General features: G+C 69.1%; 21 protein-coding genes. 9 read left to right on the top strand and 12 right to left on the bottom strand.

Going from position 1 to position 23,948, the window contains the following annotated elements:
- Positions 1-47: 47 nt before the first annotated feature.
- From ACHAAJ_RS08390 to ACHAAJ_RS08380, 3 genes are all read left to right on the top strand, one after another.
- Positions 48-704 carry a hypothetical protein gene (locus tag ACHAAJ_RS08390; protein ID WP_435727636.1) on the top strand — a complete coding sequence of 219 codons (657 nt, stop codon included), beginning with the start codon at positions 48-50 and terminating at the stop codon, positions 702-704.
- A gap of 208 nt (positions 705-912) precedes the next feature.
- On the top strand, positions 913-1,530 hold the full coding sequence (locus tag ACHAAJ_RS08385) for a hypothetical protein (RefSeq protein WP_435727635.1): 618 nt from the start codon (positions 913-915) through the stop codon (positions 1,528-1,530).
- A gap of 7 nt (positions 1,531-1,537) precedes the next feature.
- Positions 1,538-2,554, top strand: coding sequence for an inorganic phosphate transporter (locus ACHAAJ_RS08380; protein ID WP_435727634.1), 1,017 nt, complete (start codon positions 1,538-1,540; stop codon positions 2,552-2,554).
- A gap of 130 nt (positions 2,555-2,684) precedes the next feature.
- Here the strand turns inward: ACHAAJ_RS08380 and pstB are convergent, their stop codons facing one another.
- From pstB to ACHAAJ_RS08360, 4 genes are all read right to left on the bottom strand, one after another.
- Entirely contained in the window at positions 2,685-3,464 is a 780-nt protein-coding gene (pstB, locus tag ACHAAJ_RS08375; RefSeq protein WP_435727633.1) for a phosphate ABC transporter ATP-binding protein PstB, read from the bottom strand.
- A gap of 28 nt (positions 3,465-3,492) precedes the next feature.
- Complete coding sequence (pstA, locus tag ACHAAJ_RS08370) at positions 3,493-4,614, bottom strand: phosphate ABC transporter permease PstA (protein WP_435727632.1); 1,122 nt, start codon at positions 4,612-4,614, stop codon at positions 3,493-3,495.
- The gene (gene pstC, locus ACHAAJ_RS08365; protein WP_435727631.1) at positions 4,614-5,546 is read right to left on the bottom strand and encodes a phosphate ABC transporter permease subunit PstC; all 933 of its coding nucleotides are present in this window, start codon (positions 5,544-5,546) and stop codon (positions 4,614-4,616) included. The genes pstA and pstC overlap by 1 nt, the downstream gene beginning before the upstream one ends.
- A 206-nt stretch (positions 5,547-5,752) precedes the next feature.
- Entirely contained in the window at positions 5,753-6,862 is a 1,110-nt protein-coding gene (locus ACHAAJ_RS08360) for a phosphate ABC transporter substrate-binding protein PstS (RefSeq protein WP_435727630.1), read from the bottom strand.
- A gap of 227 nt (positions 6,863-7,089) precedes the next feature.
- Here ACHAAJ_RS08360 and ACHAAJ_RS08355 point away from each other — a divergent pair, with 227 nt between their 5' ends.
- Genes ACHAAJ_RS08355 through disA form a run of 3 tightly spaced genes read left to right on the top strand, consistent with a single transcriptional unit; the run spans position 7,090 to position 10,782 of the window.
- Positions 7,090-8,217, top strand: a complete 1,128-nt coding sequence (locus ACHAAJ_RS08355) for an FUSC family protein (RefSeq protein WP_435727629.1) — start codon at positions 7,090-7,092, stop codon at positions 8,215-8,217.
- 51 nt (positions 8,218-8,268) lie between these two features.
- Positions 8,269-9,648, top strand: coding sequence for a DNA repair protein RadA (radA, locus tag ACHAAJ_RS08350; protein ID WP_435727628.1), 1,380 nt, complete (start codon positions 8,269-8,271; stop codon positions 9,646-9,648).
- Between the two features lie 57 nt (positions 9,649-9,705).
- Complete coding sequence (disA, locus tag ACHAAJ_RS08345; protein WP_435727627.1) at positions 9,706-10,782, top strand: DNA integrity scanning diadenylate cyclase DisA; 1,077 nt, start codon at positions 9,706-9,708, stop codon at positions 10,780-10,782.
- Here the strand turns inward: disA and ACHAAJ_RS08340 are convergent, their stop codons facing one another.
- The gene (locus ACHAAJ_RS08340) at positions 10,783-11,460 is read right to left on the bottom strand and encodes a hypothetical protein (protein ID WP_435727626.1); all 678 of its coding nucleotides are present in this window, start codon (positions 11,458-11,460) and stop codon (positions 10,783-10,785) included.
- A 91-nt stretch (positions 11,461-11,551) separates the two neighbouring features.
- Between ACHAAJ_RS08340 and ACHAAJ_RS08335 the strand changes: the two genes are divergently transcribed.
- Together ACHAAJ_RS08335 and ACHAAJ_RS08330 are read left to right on the top strand one after the other, a co-directional pair.
- Positions 11,552-12,583, top strand: a complete 1,032-nt coding sequence (locus tag ACHAAJ_RS08335; protein WP_435727625.1) for an HhH-GPD family protein — start codon at positions 11,552-11,554, stop codon at positions 12,581-12,583.
- A gap of 26 nt (positions 12,584-12,609) precedes the next feature.
- Entirely contained in the window at positions 12,610-12,960 is a 351-nt protein-coding gene (locus ACHAAJ_RS08330; RefSeq protein ID WP_435727624.1) for a hypothetical protein, read from the top strand.
- Here ACHAAJ_RS08330 and ACHAAJ_RS08325 read toward each other — a convergent pair.
- From ACHAAJ_RS08325 to lysS, 5 genes are all read right to left on the bottom strand, one after another.
- Complete coding sequence (locus ACHAAJ_RS08325) at positions 12,957-13,469, bottom strand: amino-acid N-acetyltransferase (RefSeq protein ID WP_435727623.1); 513 nt, start codon at positions 13,467-13,469, stop codon at positions 12,957-12,959. The genes ACHAAJ_RS08330 and ACHAAJ_RS08325 overlap by 4 nt on opposite strands.
- Positions 13,470-13,554: 85 nt before the next feature.
- Complete coding sequence (locus tag ACHAAJ_RS08320) at positions 13,555-16,086, bottom strand: ATP-dependent Clp protease ATP-binding subunit (RefSeq protein ID WP_435727622.1); 2,532 nt, start codon at positions 16,084-16,086, stop codon at positions 13,555-13,557.
- A 100-nt stretch (positions 16,087-16,186) separates the two neighbouring features.
- Positions 16,187-16,483 carry a histone-like nucleoid-structuring protein Lsr2 gene (locus ACHAAJ_RS08315; protein ID WP_435727621.1) on the bottom strand — a complete coding sequence of 99 codons (297 nt, stop codon included), beginning with the start codon at positions 16,481-16,483 and terminating at the stop codon, positions 16,187-16,189.
- Positions 16,484-16,567: 84 nt separating this feature from the next.
- Positions 16,568-16,729, bottom strand: a complete 162-nt coding sequence (locus ACHAAJ_RS08310) for a hypothetical protein (RefSeq protein ID WP_435727620.1) — start codon at positions 16,727-16,729, stop codon at positions 16,568-16,570.
- 7 nt (positions 16,730-16,736) lie between these two features.
- A complete protein-coding gene (gene lysS / locus ACHAAJ_RS08305) occupies positions 16,737-18,269 on the bottom strand; it encodes a lysine--tRNA ligase (RefSeq protein WP_435727619.1) in 1,533 nt (510 codons plus the stop codon).
- Positions 18,270-18,358: 89 nt separating this feature from the next.
- On the opposite strand from lysS, the gene ACHAAJ_RS08300 reads away from it, so the two are divergent.
- Positions 18,359-19,246 carry an alpha/beta fold hydrolase gene (locus ACHAAJ_RS08300; protein WP_435727618.1) on the top strand — a complete coding sequence of 296 codons (888 nt, stop codon included), beginning with the start codon at positions 18,359-18,361 and terminating at the stop codon, positions 19,244-19,246.
- 3 nt (positions 19,247-19,249) lie between these two features.
- On the opposite strand, the gene ACHAAJ_RS08295 is transcribed toward ACHAAJ_RS08300, so the two are convergent.
- Both ACHAAJ_RS08295 and ACHAAJ_RS08290 read right to left on the bottom strand, forming a co-directional pair.
- Entirely contained in the window at positions 19,250-21,235 is a 1,986-nt protein-coding gene (locus ACHAAJ_RS08295) for a M13 family metallopeptidase (protein WP_435727617.1), read from the bottom strand.
- Between the two features lie 201 nt (positions 21,236-21,436).
- Entirely contained in the window at positions 21,437-23,857 is a 2,421-nt protein-coding gene (locus tag ACHAAJ_RS08290) for a phosphoketolase family protein (protein WP_435727616.1), read from the bottom strand.
- Positions 23,858-23,948 lie beyond the last annotated feature (91 nt).

Raw genomic sequence — 23,948 nt, 5'->3', positions numbered from 1 at the left:
GCGCAAGCCCGGCGCCGTGCGGCGTCGACGGGAGTATCGTTCCTGCCATGGCTCCCACGAATCAAGGCCGCGGATCCGGTGCTCCGCGCCACCACAAGCCCAAGCCCTTCGCGCCGGCCGACTTCGAGCCGTACGTCGGTGGAGCGGATCCGGCCCGCGTCTCCGAGGCGGCGCACCTGGCCGCCCAGGCGCTGGTGCATCACGGCCGCGCCAGCGAGGATCCGGCCGTCACCGAGCGGCTCGTGGCGCTCGCGGACAAGGAGGGGCTCGAAGCCATCGCGGAAATGTGGGCCGAAAGCCCCGCGCGTTCACTCCCGGGCGCGCTCTGGCGGCTGTACGCGCTGCGCGCCGTGACCGTCCAGGACCCGGAACGCATGGCCGCGTACTTCTCGGCCGGACGCCAGCGGGCCCAGGTGGAGCACGTCGTCGCCGGCGTCGCGGAACCGCCGGGCGCCGAGGAACTGCGCACCATGGCCGACTCGATTCTCTCCGGGGCGTTCGACGGCGACTTCGACGTCGCGCTGGAGCGCGCGGCTGCCTTCTGCCGGGTCGTGGCGCTGGGACAGGTGGACCATGCCGACGCGGCGGAACACGCCAACGGCGCCCACGCGAGCAAGTTGACACGCAATTCACATCTGCTGGTTCGGACCGCGGAGGACTTGGAGGCCGCGGCGCACGCCTGGAGACGCGAGGAACTGGCCTGACTAGGGCTTGTTGACAGGACCGGCGGCGGGGAGAACACTGTAGGCGGTGCCGGACCGCGGTAACCCCGGGCTCCAACTTGCAGCCGCTTCGAGCGGCCTTCCGCCGAGAGGCGTTCCCGGTTCGGCACCGCCCCGCCTCGCCGCGTCGCCTGTGCGTAGACTTGCAACCGACCCTTGCATCCCCCGCACACCACTTGGCGGTTACCTCGTGAAATTCAGCCTGTTCCCCTCGGAAAAACGAGCCCTGGAACTACTGCTTGGCCTGTGCACGGAGGTCCACAACTGCCTGGAGGTCCTTTCCCAGATGCTGGGGTCGATCGCCGAAGACCGCCCGGAACTCGTGGATGAGCTCAACCGCATCGAAATCGGCGCCACCGACCTGCACTACGCCCTGCTGACGCACCTGCGCACCAGTTTCGTGAACCCGCTGCCCCGCGAGGACCTGTACACCTTCTCCCGGCTGCTGCACGAGGTCGTGACCGACCTGTCCGGCGCGGGCCAACTCATGGGCCAACCCGGCGTCAAATGGTTGTCGGAACGCGCCGCCGAGCAGCTGGAGATCATCGCCCGACAGACGGAACTGACCACGACCGCCATCGGCGAACTGGACCGACTGGACGACCTCGAGGACACATGGCTCCAGATGGTCCGCACCACCAAGCGGGCGCACCGGACACACCACACCTGGCTGGGCGAAATCGGCGAACTCCACAAGGCCTCGGCCATCGTCAGGCACCGCGCGGTGGCCGACCAACTGCTCGCTTCGGCCAATTCCCTGCGCGCCGTCGCCGACCACCTGGGCCGAGTCCTGGTCAAGGAGTCCTGAGCCCGGGATGGAGACACCCTTCCTGGCCGTGGTGCTCGTGGCCATGTGTGGATACGCCTTCCTCAACGGCTATCGCGACGCCTCCAACTCCGTCGCCGTGGCCGTCCGCACCCGCGCCCTGACGCCCACGGTCGCCGTCGTGACGACCGCCCTGTTCGTCTTCGCCGGGACCATGCTCGGCACCGGATTAGGCGCCTACCTCGTCTCCGCCGTCGGGCTGAACCTCCCCGCCGGGAAACAAGGGCTGGGCATCATGCTTGCCGCCGTGGTCGCGGCGGGCGCCTGGGGCCTCTACTGCCTCTGGCGCGGGTTGCCCATGTCATCCACGCACGCCGCGATCTCGGGATTGGCCGGCGCCAGCGCCGCCTCCGCGGTTCTGGACGGAAACGGCGTGGGTGCCGAAGTCGGCCTGATCCTTTTGGCCGTCGGGCTTCCCCTCGTGCTGACGCCGATCGTCGGATACTTCGTGGCGTATGTATTGGTTGTCCCGGCGACCTGGTTGCTGCGCCACTCGTCGTCCGGCGACGTGAACCGCATCGGGCGGGCGGGCCAGGGCATCGGCACCTGCGCCGTCGCCCTGGGACACGGCCTCCAGGACGGGCAGCGCACCGGCGCGATGATCACGCTGGCGCTGGTGGCGGGCCACGCAACCGAACCCGGTTCCATTCCCTTCGGCGCGCAGCTCGCGGGCGCCGCCTTCCTGTCCGCCGGCGCCCTGGGGGGCGGCTGGAGGATTGCCCACACCCTCGGCTACAAGCTGGTCTCCGTGGATCCCATGCGCGGCGTGACGGCCCACGCCGTCTCCGCGACCATGCTGTATCTGGGCTCCATGGTGCTGCACCTGCCGCTGTCCACCACGCAGGCGGTGGCCAGCGCAACGGTGGGCGCCGGAGCCAACCAGCGGTTCGGGTCCGTGATGTGGCGCAACGTGCTCCAGATGGTGCGCTATTGGCTCGCCACACCGCTAGTCTGCGCCCTGACGGCAGGCATCCTGTTCCTCTCCCTGCACCCGCTGCTGGCCTGACGCAAAGGGAAACGGCGGGCGCCGGCACGAAGCCGGCACCCGCCGTCGATCCCCTCAAGATCCCCTGAAGATCCCCCTCCAGGGCCGTCCCCGTCCGGCGCAGGCGCCGGACGGGGAACGCTAGCCCGGCCTATCCGAAGCGGCCCGAAACATAGTCCTCCGTGGCCTTCACGGAGGGATTGCTGAACATGGTGGCGGTGTCGTCGAACTCGATCAGCTTGCCGGGCTTGCCCGTGCCCGCGATGTTGAAGAACGCCGTCCTGTCGGACACGCGCGCCGCCTGCTGCATGTTGTGCGTGACGATGACGACCGTGTAGTCGTTCTTCATCTCGTTGATCAGGTCCTCGATGGCCAGCGTCGAGATCGGGTCCAGTGCCGAGCACGGCTCGTCCATCAGGATCACCTGCGGCTTGACCGCGATGGTACGGGCGATGCAGAGCCGCTGCTGCTGTCCGCCGGAGAGACCGGAGCCCGGCTTGTCCAGGCGGTCCTTGACCTCGTTCCAGAGGTTCGCGCCCTTCAGCGAGGACTCGACGAGATCGTCGGCGTCTCCCTTGCTGATGCGCTTGGAGTTGAGCTTGACGCCGGCCAGCACGTTGTCGCGGATGGACATGGTGGGGAACGGGTTGGGCCGCTGGAAGACCATGCCGATCTGGCTGCGGACCGTCACCGGATCCACCCCCGCCTCGTAGAGGTTGTCCCCGTCGAGGAGCACCTCGCCCTCCACACGGGCTCCGGGGATGACCTCGTGCATGCGGTTCAGGGTGCGGAGGAACGTGGACTTGCCGCAGCCGGAGGGGCCGATGAAGGCCGTCACGGACTTGGCTTCGATTTTGATGTTGACGTCCTCGACGGCCTTGAAGTTGCCGTAGTAGACGTTGAGGTCTTTGACGTCGATGCGCTTGGACATGGGATTCCTTAGCTGAATTCTTGGCGGCCTAGCGGCCGGTCTTGGGGGCGAAGATGCGGGCGATCAGGCGGGCGCCGAGGTTGAGCACCATGACCATGGCGATCAACAGCAGGGCGGCGGCCCACGCGCGCTGCGCGCTGGGGTCGATGTTGGTCGGCGACGTCGGCGTCAGGATCTGGTAGTAGATGAACGTCGGCAGGGTCGACATCCAGTCCGAGAAGACGTTCCAGTTGATGGCGTTCGCCAGCCCGGCCGTCACGAGAATCGGCGCGGTTTCGCCGATGACGCGGGCGATGGCCAGGGTGACGCCGGACGCGATGCCGGAGATCGCCGTCGGAATGACGACCTTGGTGACGGTCCGCCACTTGCGCACGCCCAGCGCGTAGCTGGCCTCGCGCAGTTCGTTCGGGACGATCTTAAGCATCTCCTCGGTCGCGCGGACTACGGTCGGGATCATTAGGACCGACAGTGCGACGGCGGCGACGATGCCCATGCGCGTGCTGGGGCCGAACAGGAGCCCGAAGAGGGCCGCCGCGAACAGGCCGGCCACGATCGACGGGATGCCGGTCATGACGTCCACGAAGAACGTGATGCCCCGGGAGAGGGCGCCGTTCTTGCCGTACTCCACGAGGTAGATTGCGGCCAGCATTCCGATCGGCACGGAGATGATGGTGGACCACAGGGTGATCAGCAGCGTCCCGACGACGGCGTGGTAGGCGCCGCCGAGCACGGGCGTGCCCGCCTCGACGGTCTCGTTGTCGATGGCTCCGGTCATCCCGTTCATCGACGTGAACAGGAAGTCGTAGGTCATCCCGGGCATTCCGCGCTCGAGCACCGTCCAGATGACGGAGATCAGCGGCACGAGGGCCACGAGGAAGGCGCCGTAGACCAGGTAGGTCGCGAAGGCGTTGCCGCCGTGGCGGCGCCCCTCGACGGCGACCGTCGTGGCCGTCGCGGCGACGACGAAGAGGACGGCGGCGAGGATCAGGAACGTCGCGACGCTGAAGCCGATGAGCGTGGACAGCGCGGCGCCGACGATCAGCGCGCCGGCGCCGACCGCGGGGATGGCCCAGCGGGGGAGCCTGCCCTTGGACAGGCGGTTGCGCCGGGAGGCGGTGGTTTCGGGAATCATGGTGTTTGTGTGGCTCATCAGTTGGCTCCCGAGAATTCCTTGTGCCGGGCAATGATCCAGCGGGCGATCATGTTCACGGCGAGGGTGATGAGGAACAGGACCAGGCCCGCGGAAATGAGTTCGGCGAGGCGCAGGCCGAAGGCCTCCGGGAAGTTCAGCGCGATCTCGGCGGCGATGGTCTGGTTGCCGGTCTTGATCAGCGACGGGATCAGGCCGCCGGTGGAGAGCACCAGCGCCACGGCCATGGTCTCGCCGAGGGCCCGGCCGAGGCCGAGCATCACGGCGGAGATGATGCCGGGCCGCGCGAACGGAAGCACCGCCATGCGGATCATCTCCCAGCGGGTCGCGCCGAGCGCCAGGGCGGCCTCCTCGTGCAGGCCGGGCGCCTGGAGGAAGATCTCGCGGCTGAGCGAGGTGATGATGGGCAGGACCATGACGGCGAGCACGATGCCGGCCGTCAGCATGGTCTTACCGGTCTGGCTGGCGGGGCCCTCGAAGATCGGGATGAAGCCCGCGTTCCGGGACAGCCACTCGAACGCCGGCACCAGGGCCGGGGCCAGGACCATGTAGCCCCATGCGCCGTAGATAACGGACGGAATCGCCGCCAGCAGGTCGATCACGTAGCCCAGGCCCGCGGCGAAACGGCGCGGGGCGTAGTGGGAGATGAACAGGGCCACGCCGATGCCGATCGGCGTCGCGATGAGGATCGCGATGGCGGCCGCGATGACCGTTCCCACGACGATGGGCCAGATGTAGGAGAAGAAACCCTCCCCGCCGCTGATGTCGGCGGGGTCCGCCTGGAAGGCGGGGATGGCCTGCACGAGCAGGAACATGGCAACGGCGAAGAGCGTCACCAGGATGAGGATGCCGGCGGACAGGGAAAGCCGGGAGAATATCTTGTCTCCGGCCTGTCCCGACCTCCCGCGGCTTGTCAGCGCACTGGTAGTCATAACGACCTTTCGGTCCTTTGGCGTCCGCTGCCCTGTGGGGGGATCCGGCGGGCGGACGCGCTGTCTTGAGGGGACGAACGGCCGGTCCCGTCCTGCGCGACCACGGGTCTCGCGGGACGGGACCGCCCACTTCGCTTACTTATTAGTACAACACGGGCCGATCAGCACCAACATTGGCCGGTACCGCGCCCGCGGACGCCCGATGGCTAGGACGCGACCTCGATGGAGTCGATCGCGGCCAGCGCCCGCTCGCGGAGGGACTCGGACATGGGCGCGCTGCCGGCGGAGTTCGCGGCGTCGTCCTGGCCCTGCTCGCTGACCACGTACTCGCCGAAGGCCTTGACCAGGTCAACCGTCTCCTGGTCCTCGTAGGACGTGCAGAAGAGCTCGTAGGACACCAGGACCACCGGGTAGGAACCGATTTCGGTGGTGTCCCTCTTCAGGTCCAGCGACATGTCGTTCTCGGAGCGGCCCGCAACCGGGGTGGACGTCTCGACGGCCTTGGCCGCGGCCTCGGCGGACAGCTCGGTGTATTCCTCGCCGACCTTGACGCTCACGGTGCCCAGTCCGCCGACTGCGGAGGCGTCGGCGTAGGTGATGGCGCCGTCGGTGGCAGTCGTCGTGGAGACGACGCCGGAGGTTCCCTTGGCGTTCTCGGCCTGGATGGCGGAGGGCCAGTCTCCGGAGACGTCGTAGGTCCACACGTCCTTGGCGGCGGCCGCGAGGTACTCGACGAAGTTCTCGGTGGTGCCGGACTCGTCGCTGCGGTGGACCACGGTGATGGCGGTGTCCGGGAGCTCGACGCCCTCGTTCTGGGCCGCGATCTCCTCGGCGTTCCACTTGGTGATCTCCTGCTTGAAGATCTTGGCGATCGTGTCGGCGTCGAGCTTCAGGGTATCGACGCCCTCGAGGTTGTAGGCGATCGCGATCGGGGAGATGTAGGCGGGGATGTTGATCGCGCCGTTGGGGCCGCACACTTCCTTCGCGGCCTCCATCTCCTCGTCCTTCAGGTACGCGTCCGAGCCGCCGAATTCGGCGGCGCCGGCGATGAACGCCTCGCGGCCGGCGCCAGAGCCGTCCGGGGAGTACTGCAGCGACGCTCCGCTGTGCTGGGCGGAGAATCCGGCCTTCCAGGCGTCCATGGCGGCGTTCTGGGCCGAGGAGCCGATGCCGGTCAGCGTGCCGGAGACCGAGGAGTCCCCGGCCGGGGCGTCGCCGCCGGCCGAACCGGTGGCGTTGTCGGAACCGCAGGCGGTCAGGCCGAGTGCTGCGACGGACAGGACTGCTGCGGCTTTGCCGAAACGGGTAACCTTCACGATTTTTTTCCTTCGTTAAGCGGGATTGAACGGAAACGGTGGGGATCGCTCGCCAACGACGCTATGGGGACGAGGTAACGGAATGTCCGGACGAAGGTGAACAGGGGATGAACAGGTGCCGCGCACCGGCGGCAAACCTCACTATTCCCACGCTTTTCGGCTAGCTTGCGGCCCTCTCGCGGTCACGTGAGATTCGCGTCACCCCGCGCATACGGCAAACTGTAGGCATGACCCCGGCGAACCCCCTGCGCAGACTGGCCGCGTTCGCCGCGCGGCGCACCCGCGTCGGCGCGCTGCGCGTGAAGTCGTCCCTGCTGAAGATCGTCCAGATCACCGTGTGCGCCGTCTCGGCGTATTGGTTCGCGGAGATCGTCCTGGGCCACGAGGGCCCGCTCTTCGCCGCGACGTCGGCCATGATCGCGTTGGGGTTCGGCCGGGACACGCGCATGCGGCGGACCCTGGAGGTCGCCTTCGGGTGCACGCTGGGCATCCTGATCGGCGACGTCCTGCTCTCGGTCCTCGGCACCGGCCTCTGGCAGGCGGCCCTCGTCGTTTTCATCTCGCTCGTCGTCGCCCGCTTCCTGGACAGCGGGACCATCTTCAGCACGCAGCTGGGGCTGCAGGCGCTGCTCGTGGTCCTCCTGCCGGCCCCGGAGGACGGCGTGTTCTCCCGCAGCGCGGACGCGATCGTCGGCGGGGTGGTCGCGCTCGCGATCACCGTTCTGACACCGCGGGATCCACGCCGCGAGCCGGCGCACGAGGTACGCAGCCTCCTGACCGAGCTGGCCGGGGTCCTGCGGGACAGTTCGACGGCGATGCGCCAGTCCGATTCGACGCTCGCCTGGCATGCCCTGGTCCGCGCGCGCGGCACTCAGTCACTCATGAACACCATCCCCGCGTCGGTGCGCGGGGCCCAGGAGATCGCGACCATGTCGCCCGCGTTCCGCCGCCAGCGCGGCGAGCTCATCCGTCTCCGGAGGATCGCCGGCAACGCCGATCTCGCGGTGCGCAACTCCCGGGTCTTCGCGCGCCGGCTCGCCTCGGTCATCAACCACGCGGCATTGAGCGACGAGGCCATCGAGGAACTCTCACCCCTGCTGGACGAGCTCGCCGATGCCGTGGACGTGCTGGCCCGCTCCGTCGCGGAACCGCAGCAGGCCGGCCGGGACCGCGCCGAGCACACGGCCAGGAAGGACCTGGCCGCCTGCGCCACGCTGTTGAATCCGCAGTCCCTGAACGTCGCGGGGGTGCAGGGAGAGGGCCTGGTGCTGCTCCTGCGCCCGATGACCGTGGACCTGATGGAGGCCGCCGGGATCCAGCACGACGAGGCCGTCGGCTACCTGCCCGGACTTTAGGCGGCACGGCGAACACCGGGCTGTCGGGACGAGCGGATAGAGTCGTTCTCCATGGCCACCAAGACCTCCACCCGCGCGAAATCGGGCCCCGCCTACCGCTGTTCCGAATGCGGTTGGACCACCGCGAAGTGGGTGGGCCGGTGCGGCGAGTGCCAGGCCTGGGGAAGCGTCGACGAGATCGGACAGGTCGGCGCCAAGACGACGGCGGCGGCCACCATTTCGCGCCCGGCGCTGCCGATCGCCGACGTCGACTCCTCCGTCGCCGGCTACCGACCCACCGGGGTCGGCGAACTCGACCGCGTGCTCGGAGGCGGGCTGGTCCCGGGCGCGGTCATCCTGCTCGCGGGGGAACCGGGCGTGGGGAAGTCGACGCTACTGCTCGACGTCGCCGCCCGGACGGCCCGCGGCAGGCGCCGCGTGCTGTACATAACCGGCGAGGAATCCGCCGCGCAGGTGAAGATGCGCGCCGAGCGGATCAACGCCGTCGCCGAGACGCTCTACCTCACGGCGGAGACCGACCTGGGGATCGCACTGGGCCAGATCGAACTCCTCGATCCCGAACTGCTGATCGTCGATTCGGTACAGACCCTCTCCTCGTCGGAGACCGACGGCGCCGCGGGCGGCGTCACGCAGGTGCGCGAGGTCGCCGCGTCCCTGATCAACGCCGCGAAGAAGCGGAACATGACCACGCTGCTGGTCGGCCACGTGACGAAGGAGGGTTCGATCGCCGGACCCCGGCTCCTGGAGCACCTGGTGGACGTTGTGTGCCAGTTCGACGGTGAGCGCCATTCGCGCCTTCGCCTGCTGCGGGCCATCAAGAACCGCTACGGCCCCACGGACGAGGTGGGCTGTTTCGACCTCACCGAGACCGGGATCGAGGGCCTCGCGGATCCCAGCGGCCTCTTCGTCACGCGGACCAAGGAGCCCGTGTCCGGCACCTGCATCACGGTGACGCTGGAGGGTCGCCGCCCCCTGGTCGCGGAGGTCCAGTCGCTGCTGGCCAAGACGGCCAACTCGCAGCCGCGCCGGGCCACCAGCGGACTCGACTCGGCGCGCACCGCCATGATCCTGGCGGTGCTGCAGAGCCGGGCGGGCCTGGACCTGTCCACCCTGGACTCCTATGTGGCCACGGTCGGCGGCGTGAAGCTCAGCGAGCCCGCCGTGGACCTGGCGGCGGCGCTGGCGATCGCCGGCGCCAAGCTGGACCGGCCGCTGCCGTCCCAGTTCATCGCCTTCGGCGAGGTCGGCCTGGCCGGGGAGGTCCGCCCCGTGCCGGACATCGCCCGCCGCATCACCGAGGCGGAACGGCTGGGCTTCCGCTACGCGGTGGTTCCCGCCTCCCCGAACGGTCCCGGCCAGGTGCCCGAAGGGTTCCGCGTGTGGCAGGTCAGCACGCTGACCGAGGCGCTCGAGGTGGCTTTCCGGGCCTGACGCGCGCGCCCGGGCGGGCGGCACATACGATGGTGGTAACCGCCGGAAGGAACCGCCATGCCCAAGAGCCCCGAAGAAGCGCTGCGGACAACGCTCGCCCGCGTCGCCCCGGGCACCCACCTGCGAGACGGACTGGAACGGATCCTCCGCGGGCGCACCGGAGCCCTGATCGTCCTGGGGTCAGACCGGACCGTCGACAGCATCTCCTCGGGCGGCTTCGACATCGACATCGTCTTCTCCCCCACGCGGCTGCGTGAACTGGCCAAGATGGACGGCGCGATCGTGTGCGACCGCGACGGTTCGAACATCCTGAAGGCCGCGGTGCAGCTGGTTCCGGACCACACCATTCCCACGCAGGAGTCGGGAACGCGGCACCGCACCGCGGAACGCGTCGCCATCCAGACCGGTTTCCCCGTCATTTCCGTTTCCCAATCCATGCAGATCATCGCCATCTACATTCAGGGCATCCGCCACGTCCTCGAGGGTTCCGAGCCGATCCTCGCGCGCGGCAACCAGGCCCTCGCGACCCTGGAGCGCTACCGGAACCGGCTGGACCAGGTCACCAGTTCGCTCTCGGCGCTCGAGATCGAGGCGATGGTGACGGTCCGCGACGTGGCGGTGGTCCTGCAGCGGCAGGAGATGGTGCGGCGCATCTCGGACGAGATCGCGCAGTACGTCCTGGAACTCGGCATCGACGGGCGCCTGCTCGCGCTGCAGTTGGACGAACTCAGCGCGGGGTTGGGCGCCGGCAGCGACCTGCTGCTGAAGGACTATTCCGAGCTCGGCAGCGAGCCACAGGACATCGAGGCGGCACTGTCCAGGCTCCACGAATTCTCGTCGGCGGACATGATCGACCTGGGGAAGATCTCCACCGTCCTGGGCTTCACGCCCGGGACCGATTCGCTCGACGCCGTCCTGCACCCCAAGGGGTACCGCCTGCTGGCGGGCATCAAGGCCGTGCCGCGCGCGGTCGCGGACCGGCTCGTGGCCAGTTTCGGCGGCCTGCAGAACCTGATGGCGGCGAACATCGAGGACCTGATGGCCGTGGACGGAATCGGCGAGCAGCGCGCGCGCACGGTCCGCGAAGGCCTGTCCCGGGTGGCGGAGTCCAGCCTGCTGGACCGGTTCATGTAACTACTGGAGCGTGAAGGGCGCCCTGTTGCTGGCGGTCTCGCCCAGCTTGGCGGTGAAGACGTAGGTTCCGGGCCGCGGTTTGGCCTCGACCGTCTTGCATCCCGGCGCGCTGCGCAGCCGCTCCCACGTGAAGCGGGCGGTTTCGGTCTTGCCCGCGGCGATCGACACCTCGACGTCGGTGGCCTCCGCCAGGCAGTCGACGGTGGAGAAGATGCGGTCCGAGCCGCTGACCACCGTGAACTCCTGTTCGGCGGTTCCGACGTTCACCGTGCATTCGGCATCCCCGGTGTTCTCGATGGACATCACCAGCACCGGGTCCTCGTTGGCCCCGTAGGCGGACTGGTCCGTGTCCGCCGTGACGGAGATGTTCCCCGCCCCGCAGTCCTCCGGCGCCGTTTCCTCCGAGGCCGAGGCCGACGGCGATCCCTCGGCGCCGGACGGGGAAGCGGACGCGGACCCTGGGGACGTCGACACAGAGGACCCGGCCGACGACGGCGCGGCCGCGCCCCCGGCGGCGTCCGGATCCGCGTTGGCCCCGAAAAGGCCGGCCAAGGCGACGACGCCCCACGCCAGCAGCCCGAGGACCACCATCGCCAATACGGCGGCGACCGTGCGCCGCCGTCGGAGGACCTCCGAACTGGGGCGCCCGGCACCCGATCGCGACTGCTGGTTTGCCATGCCTCTAGGCTATGGAAGACCCACTGCGCGCGGTGGTTCCCACGCCGGGCGCTAGGGTATTTATGCCGCAACCACCCGAACCAGGAGCGCCGTGCCCCCTCAAGCAGAACGTGCCCGGCCGGTCGCGCACGCCGAACCGCCCGCCGGCCTCCACCGCCGCGTCACCGAATGGTATGCCCTGAACGCCCGCGATCTGCCGTGGCGACGGGACGATCGCACCGCCTGGGGCGTGATGGTCAGCGAGTTCATGCTCCAGCAGACACCCGTGGTTCGCGTGACCCCGGTATGGACGGAATGGATGGCCCGCTGGCCGCGGCCGGCCGATCTCGCCTCCGAGCCGGTCGGGGAGGCCCTGCGGGCGTGGGGCCGCCTGGGCTATCCCCGTCGCGCCCTGCGCCTCCACGCAGCCGCCCAGCGCATTGCCGAGGACCACGACGGCGCCGTGCCCGACTCGCACGCCGAGCTTCTGGCCCTCCCCGGCGTTGGCGCGTACACGGCCGCAGCCATCGGCAGCTTCGCGTTCGGCAGGCCGGAGGCGGTGGTGGACACGAACATCCGCCGCGTCCACGCCCGCCTGGTTTCCGGGCGCGCCCTCCCCGAACCGAGCTACACGGCCGGGGAGGCCCGGCTCGCCGAGGCGCTGATGCCGGATTCCGCGCACGACGGCGGTGCGCTGGCCAACGCGTGGAACGCCGCCGTCATGGAGCTGGGCGCCCTCGTCTGCACAGCGCGGTCGCCGCGTTGCGCCGAATGCCCGGTACTGGAATCGTGCGCGTGGGTTGCCGCGGGCCGGCCCGAGCCGCACTACGTCCCCAAGGGGCAAGCGTGGGCGGGAACGGACCGACAGGTGCGCGGCGCCATGATGGGTGTGTTGCGCGCCTGCGACGGACCCGTGCCCAGGCACCTGTTGGTGGGAGGCGCCGACGTCGTGTTCGCCGGTGGCGTCCGGGACTCCGGACCGGTCGAAGGCGCCGCGCTCCCCGGCGGCGGGGACGCGGAGGCCGCGTGGCGGCGCCTGACGGAGCTGCCCGCCGCGGCGCCCCAGCGCGAAGGCTGCCTGCGGGGCCTGTTGTCCGACGGGCTGGCGCACGAGGGGCCGGACGGCGTCGCCCTGCCGCACTAGGGGTGTTCCGCGCCTATCCTGAAACCATGTCCACGCGTCGGTCGGGTCTCCGTGCCCGACGGGACGCTGACGGGGTCCTGGCCCGTGGACGGGTTCGCCGCCGAAGTCGAGGGGACGAACGCGAAGTCCCCGCCGGCACATGGCCGGCGGGGACGTCCCGTGTTGCGGCACCGCCGCGGAGACTACTGGTTTCAGCGGTTCCGGCCGTCCTGGTTGCCCTGCTGCTGGTCGCCGTCCTGACTGCCGAGGTGCTGCTCCTGCAACGAGTCAACTCCGTCGTTGATCTTGTCGCCGTGCTCGTTCTTGAGGTTTGCCGCGTGTTCGCCGAGTCCACCGATTTTGTCGAATTCGCGGTGAACAGCCGGCGCGTCACCTAGGAGCGGAACTCCGCGATCATCCGCGTGTTCCCGAGGGTGTTGGGCTTGACGCGTGCCAGGTCAAGGAATTCGGCCACGCCCTCGTCCGTGGAGCGCAGCAGTTCGGAATAAACGGTGGGGTCCACGACGCTCTGGTCCGCCATCACCTCGAACCCGTTGCGCCGGAAGAAATCGACCTCGAAAGTCAGGCAAAAGACCCGGCCGACGCCGATGTCCCGCGCCTCCTCCATCAGCCTGGCCAGCAACGCCTTGCCGACGCCGTGCCCGCGCCAGGCGCCGGAGGTCGCCAGCGTGCGCACCTCCGCGATGTCCTCCCACATCACGTGCAGCGCACCGCACCCGACGATCCCGCCGTCGTGCGCCTCCGCCACGAAGAACTCCTGGAGGTTCTCGTAGTACGCCACCGCCTCCTTCTCCAGCAGGACACGGTCGTCGGCCAGGGGCTTAACGAGCTTGCGGATGCCCGCGACGTCCGGAGTGCGTGCCCGGCGGATGGAAAACGAAGTCATGCGCCCCATCTTAGGCGCGCGGAGAGGCCCGCCCCGCATGTGCGCGGAGCGGGCCTCGTGCGTAGCTGCCGGTGTGCCGCCGGGGCTACTTGCCGTCGTGTGCCAGGTGGCCCTCGATGGCGGCCGGTTCGTCCGCGCCATCGATGGCCGCGTCCTCGACGTGGCCGACGAAGGTGAACTTCGCGTCGTCGCCCTCGCCCTCGACGTCCACCGTCACGGTCTGGCCGGTGACCAGTTCATTGAAGAGGATCTTCTCCGAAAGCTGGTCCTCGATGTCGCGCTGGATGGTGCGGCGCAACGGACGGGCACCCATGGCGGGGTCATAGCCGCGTTCGGCCAGCAACACCTTTGCGGCGGGTGTGAGCCTGACGTGCATTCCCTTGTTCACCATCCGCTTCTCCAGGCGAGCCACGAACAGGTCGACGATCTTGACGATCTCCTCCCGGGTCAGCTGCGGGAAGACCACCACGTCGTCGACGCGGTTCAGGAACTCCGGGCGGAAGTGCTGGCGCAGTTCCTCCTGGACCTTGGCCTGCATGCGGTCGTAGCCGGTCTTGGTGTCCGTCGCCGACTGGAAGCCGGTCATGACGCCCTTGGAGATGTCGCGGGTTCCGAGGTTGGTGGTCATGATGATCACCGTGTTCTTGAAGTCCACGACGCGGCCCTGGGAGTCCGTCAGGCGGCCGTCCTCGAGGATCTGCAACAGCGAGTTGAACAGGTCAGCGTGGGCCTTCTCCACCTCGTCGAACAGCACCACGGAGAACGGGCGGCGGCGGACCTTCTCGGTGAGCTGGCCGCCCTCCTCGTAGCCGACGTATCCCGGAGGGGCGCCGAAGAGCCGCGAGACCGTGTGCTTCTCGGAGTACTCGGACATGTCCAGCGTGATGAGCGCGTCCTCCTCGCCGAAGAGGAACTCGGCGAGGGCCTTGGCGAGCTCGGTCTTTCCGACGCCGGTCGGGCCGGCGAAGATGAACGAGCCGCCGGGGCGGTTCGGGTCCTTCAGCCCGGCGCGTGTGCGGCGGATCGCCTGGGAGATGGCCTTGATGGCCTGGTCCTGGCCGATGACCCGCTTGTGAATCTCCGCCTCCATGTTGAGCAGGCGGCTGGACTCCTCCTCGGTGAGCTTGATGACCGGGATGCCGGTGGAGTTCGCGAGGACCTCGGCGATCAGTTCGGCGTCGACCTCGGCGATCTCGTCCATGTCGCCGTTCTTCCAGGCCTTTTCCTTCTCGGCCCGGGCGTCCTGGAGCTTCTGTTCCTTGTCGCGCAGCGACGCGGCACCCTCGAAGTCCTGCGAATCGATGGCCGCCTCCTTCTCGCGGCGCACGTTGGCGATCTCCTCGTCCATGGCCTTGAGCGCCGGCGGCGCCGTCATTCGGCGGATGCGCAGGCGCGCGCCCGCCTCGTCGATCAGGTCGATCGCCTTGTCCGGGAGGAAACGGTCGGACACGTAGCGGTGCGCCAGCTGCGCGGCGGCCTCCAGCGCCTCGTCCGTGATGGACACGCGGTGGTGCGCCTCGTAGCGGTCGCGCAGGCCGCGGAGGATCTCCGTGGTGTGCTCCACGGAGGGCTCCTTGACCTGGATCGGCTGGAAGCGGCGCTCCAGCGCGGCATCCTTCTCGATGTGCTTGCGGTACTCGTCCAACGTGGTGGCGCCGATGGTCTGCAGCTCGCCGCGGGCCAGCATCGGCTTGAGGATGGAAGCCGCGTCGATGGCGCCCTCCGCGGCGCCGGCGCCGACGAGGGTGTGGATCTCGTCAATGAACAGGATGATGTCCCCGCGGGTGCGGATCTCCTTGAGCACCTTCTTCAGGCGCTCCTCGAAGTCGCCGCGGTACCGGGATCCGGCGACGAGGGAGCCGAGGTCCAGCGTGTACAGCTGCTTGTCCCGGATGGTTTCGGGAACGTCGCCGCGCACGATCGACTGCGCGAGGCCCTCGACGACGGCGGTCTTGCCGACTCCGGGCTCGCCGATGAGCACCGGGTTGTTCTTGGTGCGGCGCGAGAGCACCTGCATCACGCGCTCCATCTCGAACTCGCGGCCGATCACCGGGTCGAGTTTGCCCTCGCGGGCGGCGGCCGTGAGGTTGCGGCCGAACTGGTCCAGGACCACGGAGCCCGCCGGGGTGCCCTCCTGCTGGCCCTGTCCGACGCCGGCGCCGGCGGTCTCCTTGCCGCCCTGGTAGCCGGAGAGCAGCTGGATGACCTGCTGGCGCACGCGGTTCAGGTCGGCGCCGAGCTTCACGAGGACCTGGGCGGCGACGCCCTCGCCCTCGCGGATCAGGCCGAGCAGGATGTGTTCCGTGCCGATGTAGTTGTGGCCGAGCTGCAACGCCTCGCGCAGGGAAAGTTCGAGGACCTTCTTGGCGCGCGGCGTGAACGGGATGTGGCCGGAGGGCGCCTGCTGGCCCTGGCCGATGATCTCCTGGACCTGCTCGCGCACGGCCCCCAGCGAGATGTTCAGCGACTCGAGCGCCTTGGCGGCGACCCCCTCGCCCTCGTGGATCAGGCCGAGCAGGATGTGCTCGGTTCCAATGTAGTTGTGGTTGAGCATGCGCGCCTCTTCTTGGGCGAGCACGACAACGCGACGGGCACGGTCGGTAAATCTCTCAAACATGCGGCACACTCCTAGCTAACGCGTATTTCGATGCTACGCACCAAACGCGCGCTTGGGGCGCTTGTTCGCCGTAGGGATAAACCTCCCGGCGCCCGGCGGGCTAGGGATGCGCCGTGCGGTAGGCCTCGATGACCTCGGAGTGCAGCCGGCCCCGCTCGCTGACGTGGAAACCCTGCTCGGCGGCCCACGCGCGGATTGCCGGAGCCTCGGCCGAGGAGTACGCGTTCGAGCGCCGCGCGGCGTCGACGAACGGGGCGAGGATCTCCCGCAGGCGGCCGGCGTTGGCGGCGCCCAGGTCGATCTCATAGTGGCTGCCGTCCAGCCCGAAGTGCACGGTCTCCTCCGCGGGCGACCCGTCAAGGTCGTCGACCAGCGTGATTTCGACTTTCCGTGCCACGGTGGCTCCTAGGTCAAGTCAGGGGTGCGTTGCCAGTCTATGCACTTCCCGCGGGCGGCAACCATCTTTGCCCGCGACGGAAACTCAATTTCCGGCGTCGTCCTTTGGGTTTTCCTCGGCGCTGCGCGCGTCCGCCTCCGCCTCGGCGCGCCGTTCGTTGCGGTCCACGCGGAAAAGCGTGCGGACGACGAACCAGAAAATGAGCGCGACGACGACGGTCGGCGCGAGGACCTCCACGTATTGCATCCCGAGCCTACGCTTCCGGCTTCAGGAGCGGGAAGAGGATGGTCTCGCGGATTCCGGCGTCCGTGAACAGCATGACCAGGCGGTCGACGCCGAGCCCGATGCCGCCCATCGGCGGGGCGCCGTACTCCAGCGCCCGCAGGAAGTCCTCGTCCAGCTGCATGGCCTCGTCGTCGCCGCCGGCCCCGAGCGCGGACTGCTCCGTGAGCCGCTCGCGCTGGATCACCGGGTCGATCAGCTCGGAGAAGGCGGTGCCGCGCTCCATGCCGCCGATGATGAGGTCCCACGCCTCGATGACGCCCGGCTTGGAGCGGTGCGGGCGCGCCAGGGGCTGCGCCGTCGGCGGGTAGTCGAAGACGAACGTCGGATCGATCAGCGTGGGCTCGACGATCTCGCCGAACAGCTCGATGACGAGCTTCTCGGCTCCCCACTTCGGGTCCGTCTTGACCTCGTGCCGCTCGGCGATCCCGCGCAGCGTGGCCTCCGGCGTCTCCGGGGTGATCTCCTGGCCCACGGCCTCCGAGAGCCCGGGGTAGACGCCGAGCCAGCGCCACTCGCCGTCGAGGTTGATGGTGCCCTTGGACGTCTCGATGCTCCTGCCCGCGCCGACGGCGTCCGCGGCGTTGAGGATGATTTCCTTGATGCGGTCCGCCATGACGAACTGGTCCGCGTAGATTTCGTAGCACTCGAGCGTGGTGAATTCCGGGGAGTGCGTGGAGTCAACACCCTCGTTGCGGAAGAGCCGGCCCACCTCGAACACGCGCGGGATGCCGCCGACGACGGTGCGCTTGAGGTAGAGCTCCGTGGCGATGCGCAGCGTCATGCCCTGGTCGAACGCGTTCAGGTGCGTGCGGAAGGGGCGTGCCGCCGCGCCGCCGTGGACGAGTTGCACAATGGGCGTCTCGACCTCCACGTAACCGTGGCCGTACAGGGTGTCGCGGATGGCGCGGGTGACGGCGTCGCGCTTGTAGATCATTTCGCGGGCCTCGTCGCGGACGATCAGGTCCGCGTAGCGCTGGCGCACGCGCGTCTCCTCGTTGAGGTCGGCGTGCAGCACCGGCATCGGGCGGATGGCCTTGGACGCCATCTCCCATTCGGTGACCATGATGGAGAGCTCACCGCGGCGGGAGGAGACCACCGCACCCTTGACGAACAGGTGGTCGCCGAGGTCGACGAGCCGCTTGAAGTCCGCGAGGGACTCCTCGCCGACGTTGGCCAGGGACAGCATGGCCTGCAGTCGCACGGCCGCGCCGGACGGACCGGACTCTTGGAGGGTCGCGAAGCAGAGCTTCCCGGTGTTGCGCTGGAAGACCACGCGTCCGACGACGCCGACCAAGTCCTCCGTCTCCTCGCCCGCCTCTAGGTGCGCGTACGCGTCGCGGACCTCCAGCAGGGTGTGCGTGCGCGCGACGCCGACCGGATACGCCTCGCGTCCGGAGGCCAGCAGCTCGGCGCGCTTCTCCAGGCGCACCTGGCGCTGGTCGCTGGCGTCGATGGGCGCGGGAGTCGCGGCGGGGGCGGCGGTTTTGTTCTCGGCAGTCACGGTAGACAATTCTACGTCCTTCGGGATGTCCGCGCCCCGGGGCCGGCGACGCCGCCCCGGGCACGCCCTCTCCATAGGATGGGGAGACCATGAAAGAGCGCATAGTACCCACGCCCGACGGCGGCCGGCTGGCCCTGCACACGTACGGCCAGGCCGACGCGCCCGGGGACCGGCGCGTCCTGGTGGTCGGCGGCGCGTTCATCACGGCCCTGATCTACCGGCCCTTCGCCAAGTCCCTCAGCCGGTGCCTCGGCGAAAGTTGGGCGGTGGATGTCTACGACCGGCGGGGCCGGGGACGCTCCTCCGACCAGCCCGACGGCTACGGGATGCACACCGAGATCGCCGACCTCGCGCTGATGCTTCGGGCCACGGGCGCGCGTAACCTCTTCGGCCACTCGCTCGGCGGGGCCGTGGTGCTCAACGCCGTGCAGGCCTTCCAGTCCGGGGACCCCGACGACGCGCGCTTCGCCGACCCGTCGCTGGTCCCGGACCGGCTCGCCGTCTACGATCCAGCGATCAACATCGACGGGAGCATCGACTCGGCATGGGTCGAGGGGTTCATCCAGGCCGTCGAGGCGGGACGGTGGCGGCTCGCGCTGGCGCGGCTGCAGCGCGGAACGCGCCACTCCCCCACCCTGTCCAAGGTGCCCGAGCCGATCCTGGCCGTCCTGTTGGCGGGAACCGCCCTCACGCGCGCCGGACGGATGTTCCGGCGGCTGCTGCCCACGGGCGTGGGCGAGTTGCGGGCCGCGCTCCAGGAGGAGGACACGGCCGCGCATTTCGCCAGCCTGCCGCCCAACACGCGTTTCATGGCCGGCGCCAACAGTCCGGAGTATTTCCGCGAGACCGCCCGGATCCTGCACGGGACGGTGGCCGGCTCCGGCTACGAGGAGTCCCCGAAGGGGATCCACGCCTCCGTGCCGGCCGCCGTCGGCGAGCTGGTCAGCGACGTCGCCGAATACTTCCAGACGCCCTAGCGGCTACCAGATCTCCACGCGGTCGGCAGGGTCCAGCCACATGCCGTCGCCCGGTTTTGTCCCGAAGGCCTCGTGGAAGGCCACCATGTTGCGGGGCACCTGGTTGCAGCGGAACTCCCCCGGCGAGTGCGGGTCGGTGGTGATGCGGGTGACCATCGTCTCCGGCCGCGTCAGCGAGCGCCAGCATTCGGCCCACGCGTGGAAGAAGCGCTGGTCCCCGTTGCGCCCGTCGAGGACCTCGTCCTCGTCCTGGCCGCGCGCGGTCAGGTCCAGCTTGTAGGCCTTGTACGCGATGCCGAGCCCGCCGAGGTCGCCGATGTTCTCGCCGAGGGTGAGTTTTCCGTTGACGTGGTACTCCGGCGCCTCGGGCGGAACCAGGGCGTCGTACTGCGCCACAAGCTTCCCGGTCAGTTCCTCGAACGCGGCCCGGTCCTCTTCCGTCCACCAGTTCTTGAGCTCGCCGGTGCCGTCGAACTGGGATCCCTGGTCGTCGAAGCCGTGCCCGATCTCGTGGCCGATCACCGCGCCGATGGCGCCGTAGTTGGAGGCCGCGTCGCGGTCGGCGTCGAAGAAGGGCGCGCGGAGGATGCCGGCGGGGAAGCCGATCTCGTTCAGCAGCGGGTGGTAGTACGCGTTCACCGTCTGCGGGAACATGAACCACAGGTCGCGGTCCACGCCGTCGTCGATTTTCTTGAGTTCGCGGGCGAACTCGAACGCGTTGGTGCTGGCGACGTTGGCGATCAGGTCCGCCGGATCCGCCTCGATGGCCGAGTAGTCGATCCACTTGACCGGGTAGCCGATCTTGGGGCGGAACATTGAGAGCTTCTCCAGCGCCTTGGCGATGGTCTCGCGTCCCATCCACGGCAGGGCGGAGATGGAGAGGCGGTAGGCCTCCGTGAGGTTGGCGACCAGGCCCTCCATCAGTTCCTTGCTGCGCTGCGGGAAGTGGCGCTCCACGTAGAGCTGGCCGATGTCCTCCCCGACGGCCCCCTCGGTAAACGCCACGCCGCGCTTCCAGCGCTCCTTGAGTTCCTTGGTCCCGGCGAGCTTGGCCGAGTAGAAGGAGAAGTTCTCCAGGACGAACGCCTTGGAGAGGTACGGCGCGTTGCTCCGGACCACCTGGACCGCGAGCCAGTGCCTCCATGCGCCCAGCGGCTGTTCTGCCAGCACCTTCTCGAGGCCCTCGAGGTAGCTGGGCTGCCAGACGTCGACCTCCGCGTAGTACCGCTCCGCGATCCCGGCGCCCTCGAGCCACAGGCGCGCGGAGGGGTGCAGCGCGAACAGCTCGTCGGCGGTCATCAGGTTGTAGCGGGCCTGGGCGTCGCGGCACTTCACGCGGTCCCAGTGGTGGGCGGCCAGCGCGGCCTCCAAACGCACGACGGCGTCCGCCGCCTCCTCGGCGTCGGGCACCTCGGCGAGCGTGAGCAGGCGCCCGAGGTGTGTCCGGTATTCGGCCAGGAGGTCGGCGAACTGCTCCTCGCGGTAGTACGACTCGTCCGGCAGGCCGAGGCCGGACTGCAGGATGGTCAGCAGATTCCGGTCCGGGGCGCCCGCGTCGCTGCTTGCGCCGGCCTGGAAGTATCCCGAGACGCCGCGGCGCTGCAGGGATCCCGCCAACCGCACCAGGGACCCGATGTCCCCCAGCTCGTAGACCGCCGCCAGATCTCCCCGGATCGGTTCCATGCCGCGGGCCTCGATCGCGTCCTCGTCCATGAAGCTGGTGTAGAGAGCGCCGATCCGCACCTTCCGGGCGTCGCCGGCCCCACCGTTGGACGCCGCGGCCCGCGCGTCCTCGATGATCTCCAGCACGGCCGCCTCGGACTCGTCGCGGAGCTGCATGAAGGAGCCGTAGCTGCCCTGGTCGCCGGGGATCTCCGCCGTGGACAGCCAACCGCCGTTGACGTGCCGGTACAGGTCGTCCTGCGGGCGGACCGACGCGTCGCCGTGGTCGCGCTTGGGTGTCGGCAGTGCCTTGGGTTCTGCGGTCATGGCTCCCCGTAGATCGTGGTGTCTCGGCCGCCGCCGGTTTCCCGGCGTCGACTGTGGCGTGCATTACGTTCTGAAACACTCACTTTACTGGGATGGTCACCCGAGAGCGCCCGCTTTGGCGGAAGTTTCCGGGGGTTTCCTCTCAACGCGAAATTCAGCCGGCGCGGAAACCCGGTGAGCGATATCCTCCGCGCATTTCCCTCAGAGCGTCCAGCCGTCGATCTCCGACAGGTCCTCCCCGTGGCTGCGCGTGTGGTCGTGGGCCTGGCGCAGGCGGAGCTCATAGCGGGACCGGAGCCCGGGTTGCCGGGCTTCGACCTCCGGAACCCGGTCCAACACGTCCAGCGCCAAGTGGAACCTGTCGATCCGGTTCAGCATGGCCATGTCGAACGGCGTCGTGGTGGTGCCCTCCTCGATGTAGCCGCGGACGTGGAAGTTGTCGTGGTTCGTGTGCCGGTAGGCCAGCCGGTGGATGAGCCATGGGTACCCGTGGTACGCGAACACCACGGGGCGATCGGTCGTGAAGTAGGAGTCGAAGGCGGACTTCGCCAGGCCGTGCGGGTGGGCACGGTCGTCCTGCAGCCGCATCAGGTCGATCACGTTGACCACGCGTATCCGCAGCTCCGGGTCGTCCGCGCGCAGCATGGCGGCCGCGGCGACCACCTCCGTCGTCGGAACGTCGCCGGCGCAGGCGAGGACGACGTCGGGTTCCCGCCCCTCGACCTCGCTGCCGGCGAAGTCCCACACCCCGAGCCCCGCGGCGCAGTGCTCCGCGGCCTGCCGCGGATCCAACCATTGCAGGGCCGGGACCTTGCCCGCGACCACCACGTTCACGTAGTCCCGGGTGCGCAGAACGTGGTCCATGGTGTGGATCAGGGTGTTCGCGTCCACCGGCAGGTAGACCCGCACCACCTCCGCCTTCTTGTTGACCACGTGGTCGATGAAGCCCGGATCCTGGTGGGAGAAACCATTGTGGTCCTGCTGCCAGACGTGGGAAGACAGCAGGTAGTTGAGGCTGGCCACCGGACGGCGCCATGCCAGTTCCCGGTGCACCTTCAGCCATTTGGCGTGCTGGTTGAACATGGAGTCGACGATGTGCACGAACGCCTCGTAGGAGTTGAGCACCCCGTGCCGGCCGGACAACAGGTAGCCCTCCAGCCACCCCTGGCAGAGGTGCTCGCTCAGCACCTCCATCACGCGGCCGGCGCGGGCCAGGTGCTCGTCGACGTCGCGGATCTCGCCCTGCCACACCTTGTCCGTCGCCTCGTACACGGCGGAAAGGCGGTTCGACGCGGTCTCGTCCGGCCCGAAAAGGCGGAAGTTGCGGGGGTTGCGCCGGATCACCTCGCGCATCCACCCCCCGAGGTTGGCCATGGCACCCAGCCGTTCGGTGCCGGGCGCGCCGACGTCCACCAGGTGCTCCGCCGGATCGGGAAGGTCGAGTGGCTCCAGCAGCCGACCCCCGTTGGCGTGGGCGGTAGCGCTCATGCGCAGCTCGCCCTCCGGCGCGAGTCGCACGACGTCGGCGCGCGGCGTCCCGTCGCCGTCGAACAGTTCGTCGGGGCGGTAGGACAAGAGCCACTCCTCCAGCTGCGCCAGGTGACCGGGGTCCTCGTGGATGCCGGAAAGCGGGACCTGGTGAGAGCGCCACGTGCCCTCCACGGACTGGCCGTCGACGGTGCGGGGGCCGGTCCATCCCTTGGGTGAACGGAACACGATCATCGGCCAGATCGGCTGGGCCTCGTCGGCCCGATGCCGGTCCGCACCGGGCCGTTCGTCCGCGGCATGTCCGCCGCGGGCCCGGTCCTGGATCCCGCGGATGCCGTCGAGGCACGCGTCCAGCGCCGCCGCGAAGTCGGCGTGCGCCCCTGCGTGGTCGTCGGGGTCTCCGACGGTGACGAACCGCGGGGCGTAGCCGAGGCCCTCGAAGTATTTCCGGAGCCGCTCTTCCGGCATCCGTGCCAACACCGTGGGGTTCGCGATCTTGTAGCCGTTCAGGTGGAGGATCGGCAGGACGGCGCCGTCGTGGACCGGATCGATGAAGTTGGTCGACTGCCAGGATCCGGACAGCGGGCCGGTCTCGGCCTCGCCGTCGCCGACGACACAGGCGACGATGAGGTCCTGGTTGTCGAAGGCGGCCCCGTAGGCATGGGCCAGGGAGTAGCCCAGCTCGCCTCCCTCGCTGATGGAACCCGGCGTCTCCGGCGCCGCGTGGCTGGGCACGCCGCCGGGGTAGGAGAACTGCCGGAACAGGCGATCGAGGCCGGCCTCGTCGGTGGTGACGTCCGGATAGACCTCGGTGTAGGTTCCCTCGAGGTAGGCGTTGGCCACGTTGGCGGGCCCGCCATGGCCCGGTCCCGTGACGAACAACATGGATTGGGCGCGTTCCCGGATGGCCCGATTCAGGTGAGCGTAGATGAAATTCAGTCCGGGCGTGGTTCCCCAGTGGCCCAGCAGGCGCTTCTTGACGTCGTCCGCCTCCAGCCGGCGACGGAGCAGGGGGTTGGCCCGGAGGTAGATCTGGCCGACGGAGAGGTAGTTGGCCGCCCGCCACCAGCGTTCCAGCGCTTCCACGTCCGGGGCGTGCTCGGATGAATCCAGATCGGTGTTCGAAGTAGCCATGGGCCGTACGCTACCCGCAGCCGTCCGGCGGTTGCAGGGGTGGCGGCGCACCGGATGGACGCCACGCCACCGGAATTCGCTCTTCAATCTG

It is taken from the genome of Arthrobacter arnarulunnguaqae (assembly GCF_051262515.1).
Taxonomy (GTDB): Bacteria; Actinomycetota; Actinomycetes; order Actinomycetales; family Micrococcaceae; genus Arthrobacter_N.
This window is presented reverse-complemented; position numbering and strand designations above follow the sequence as displayed.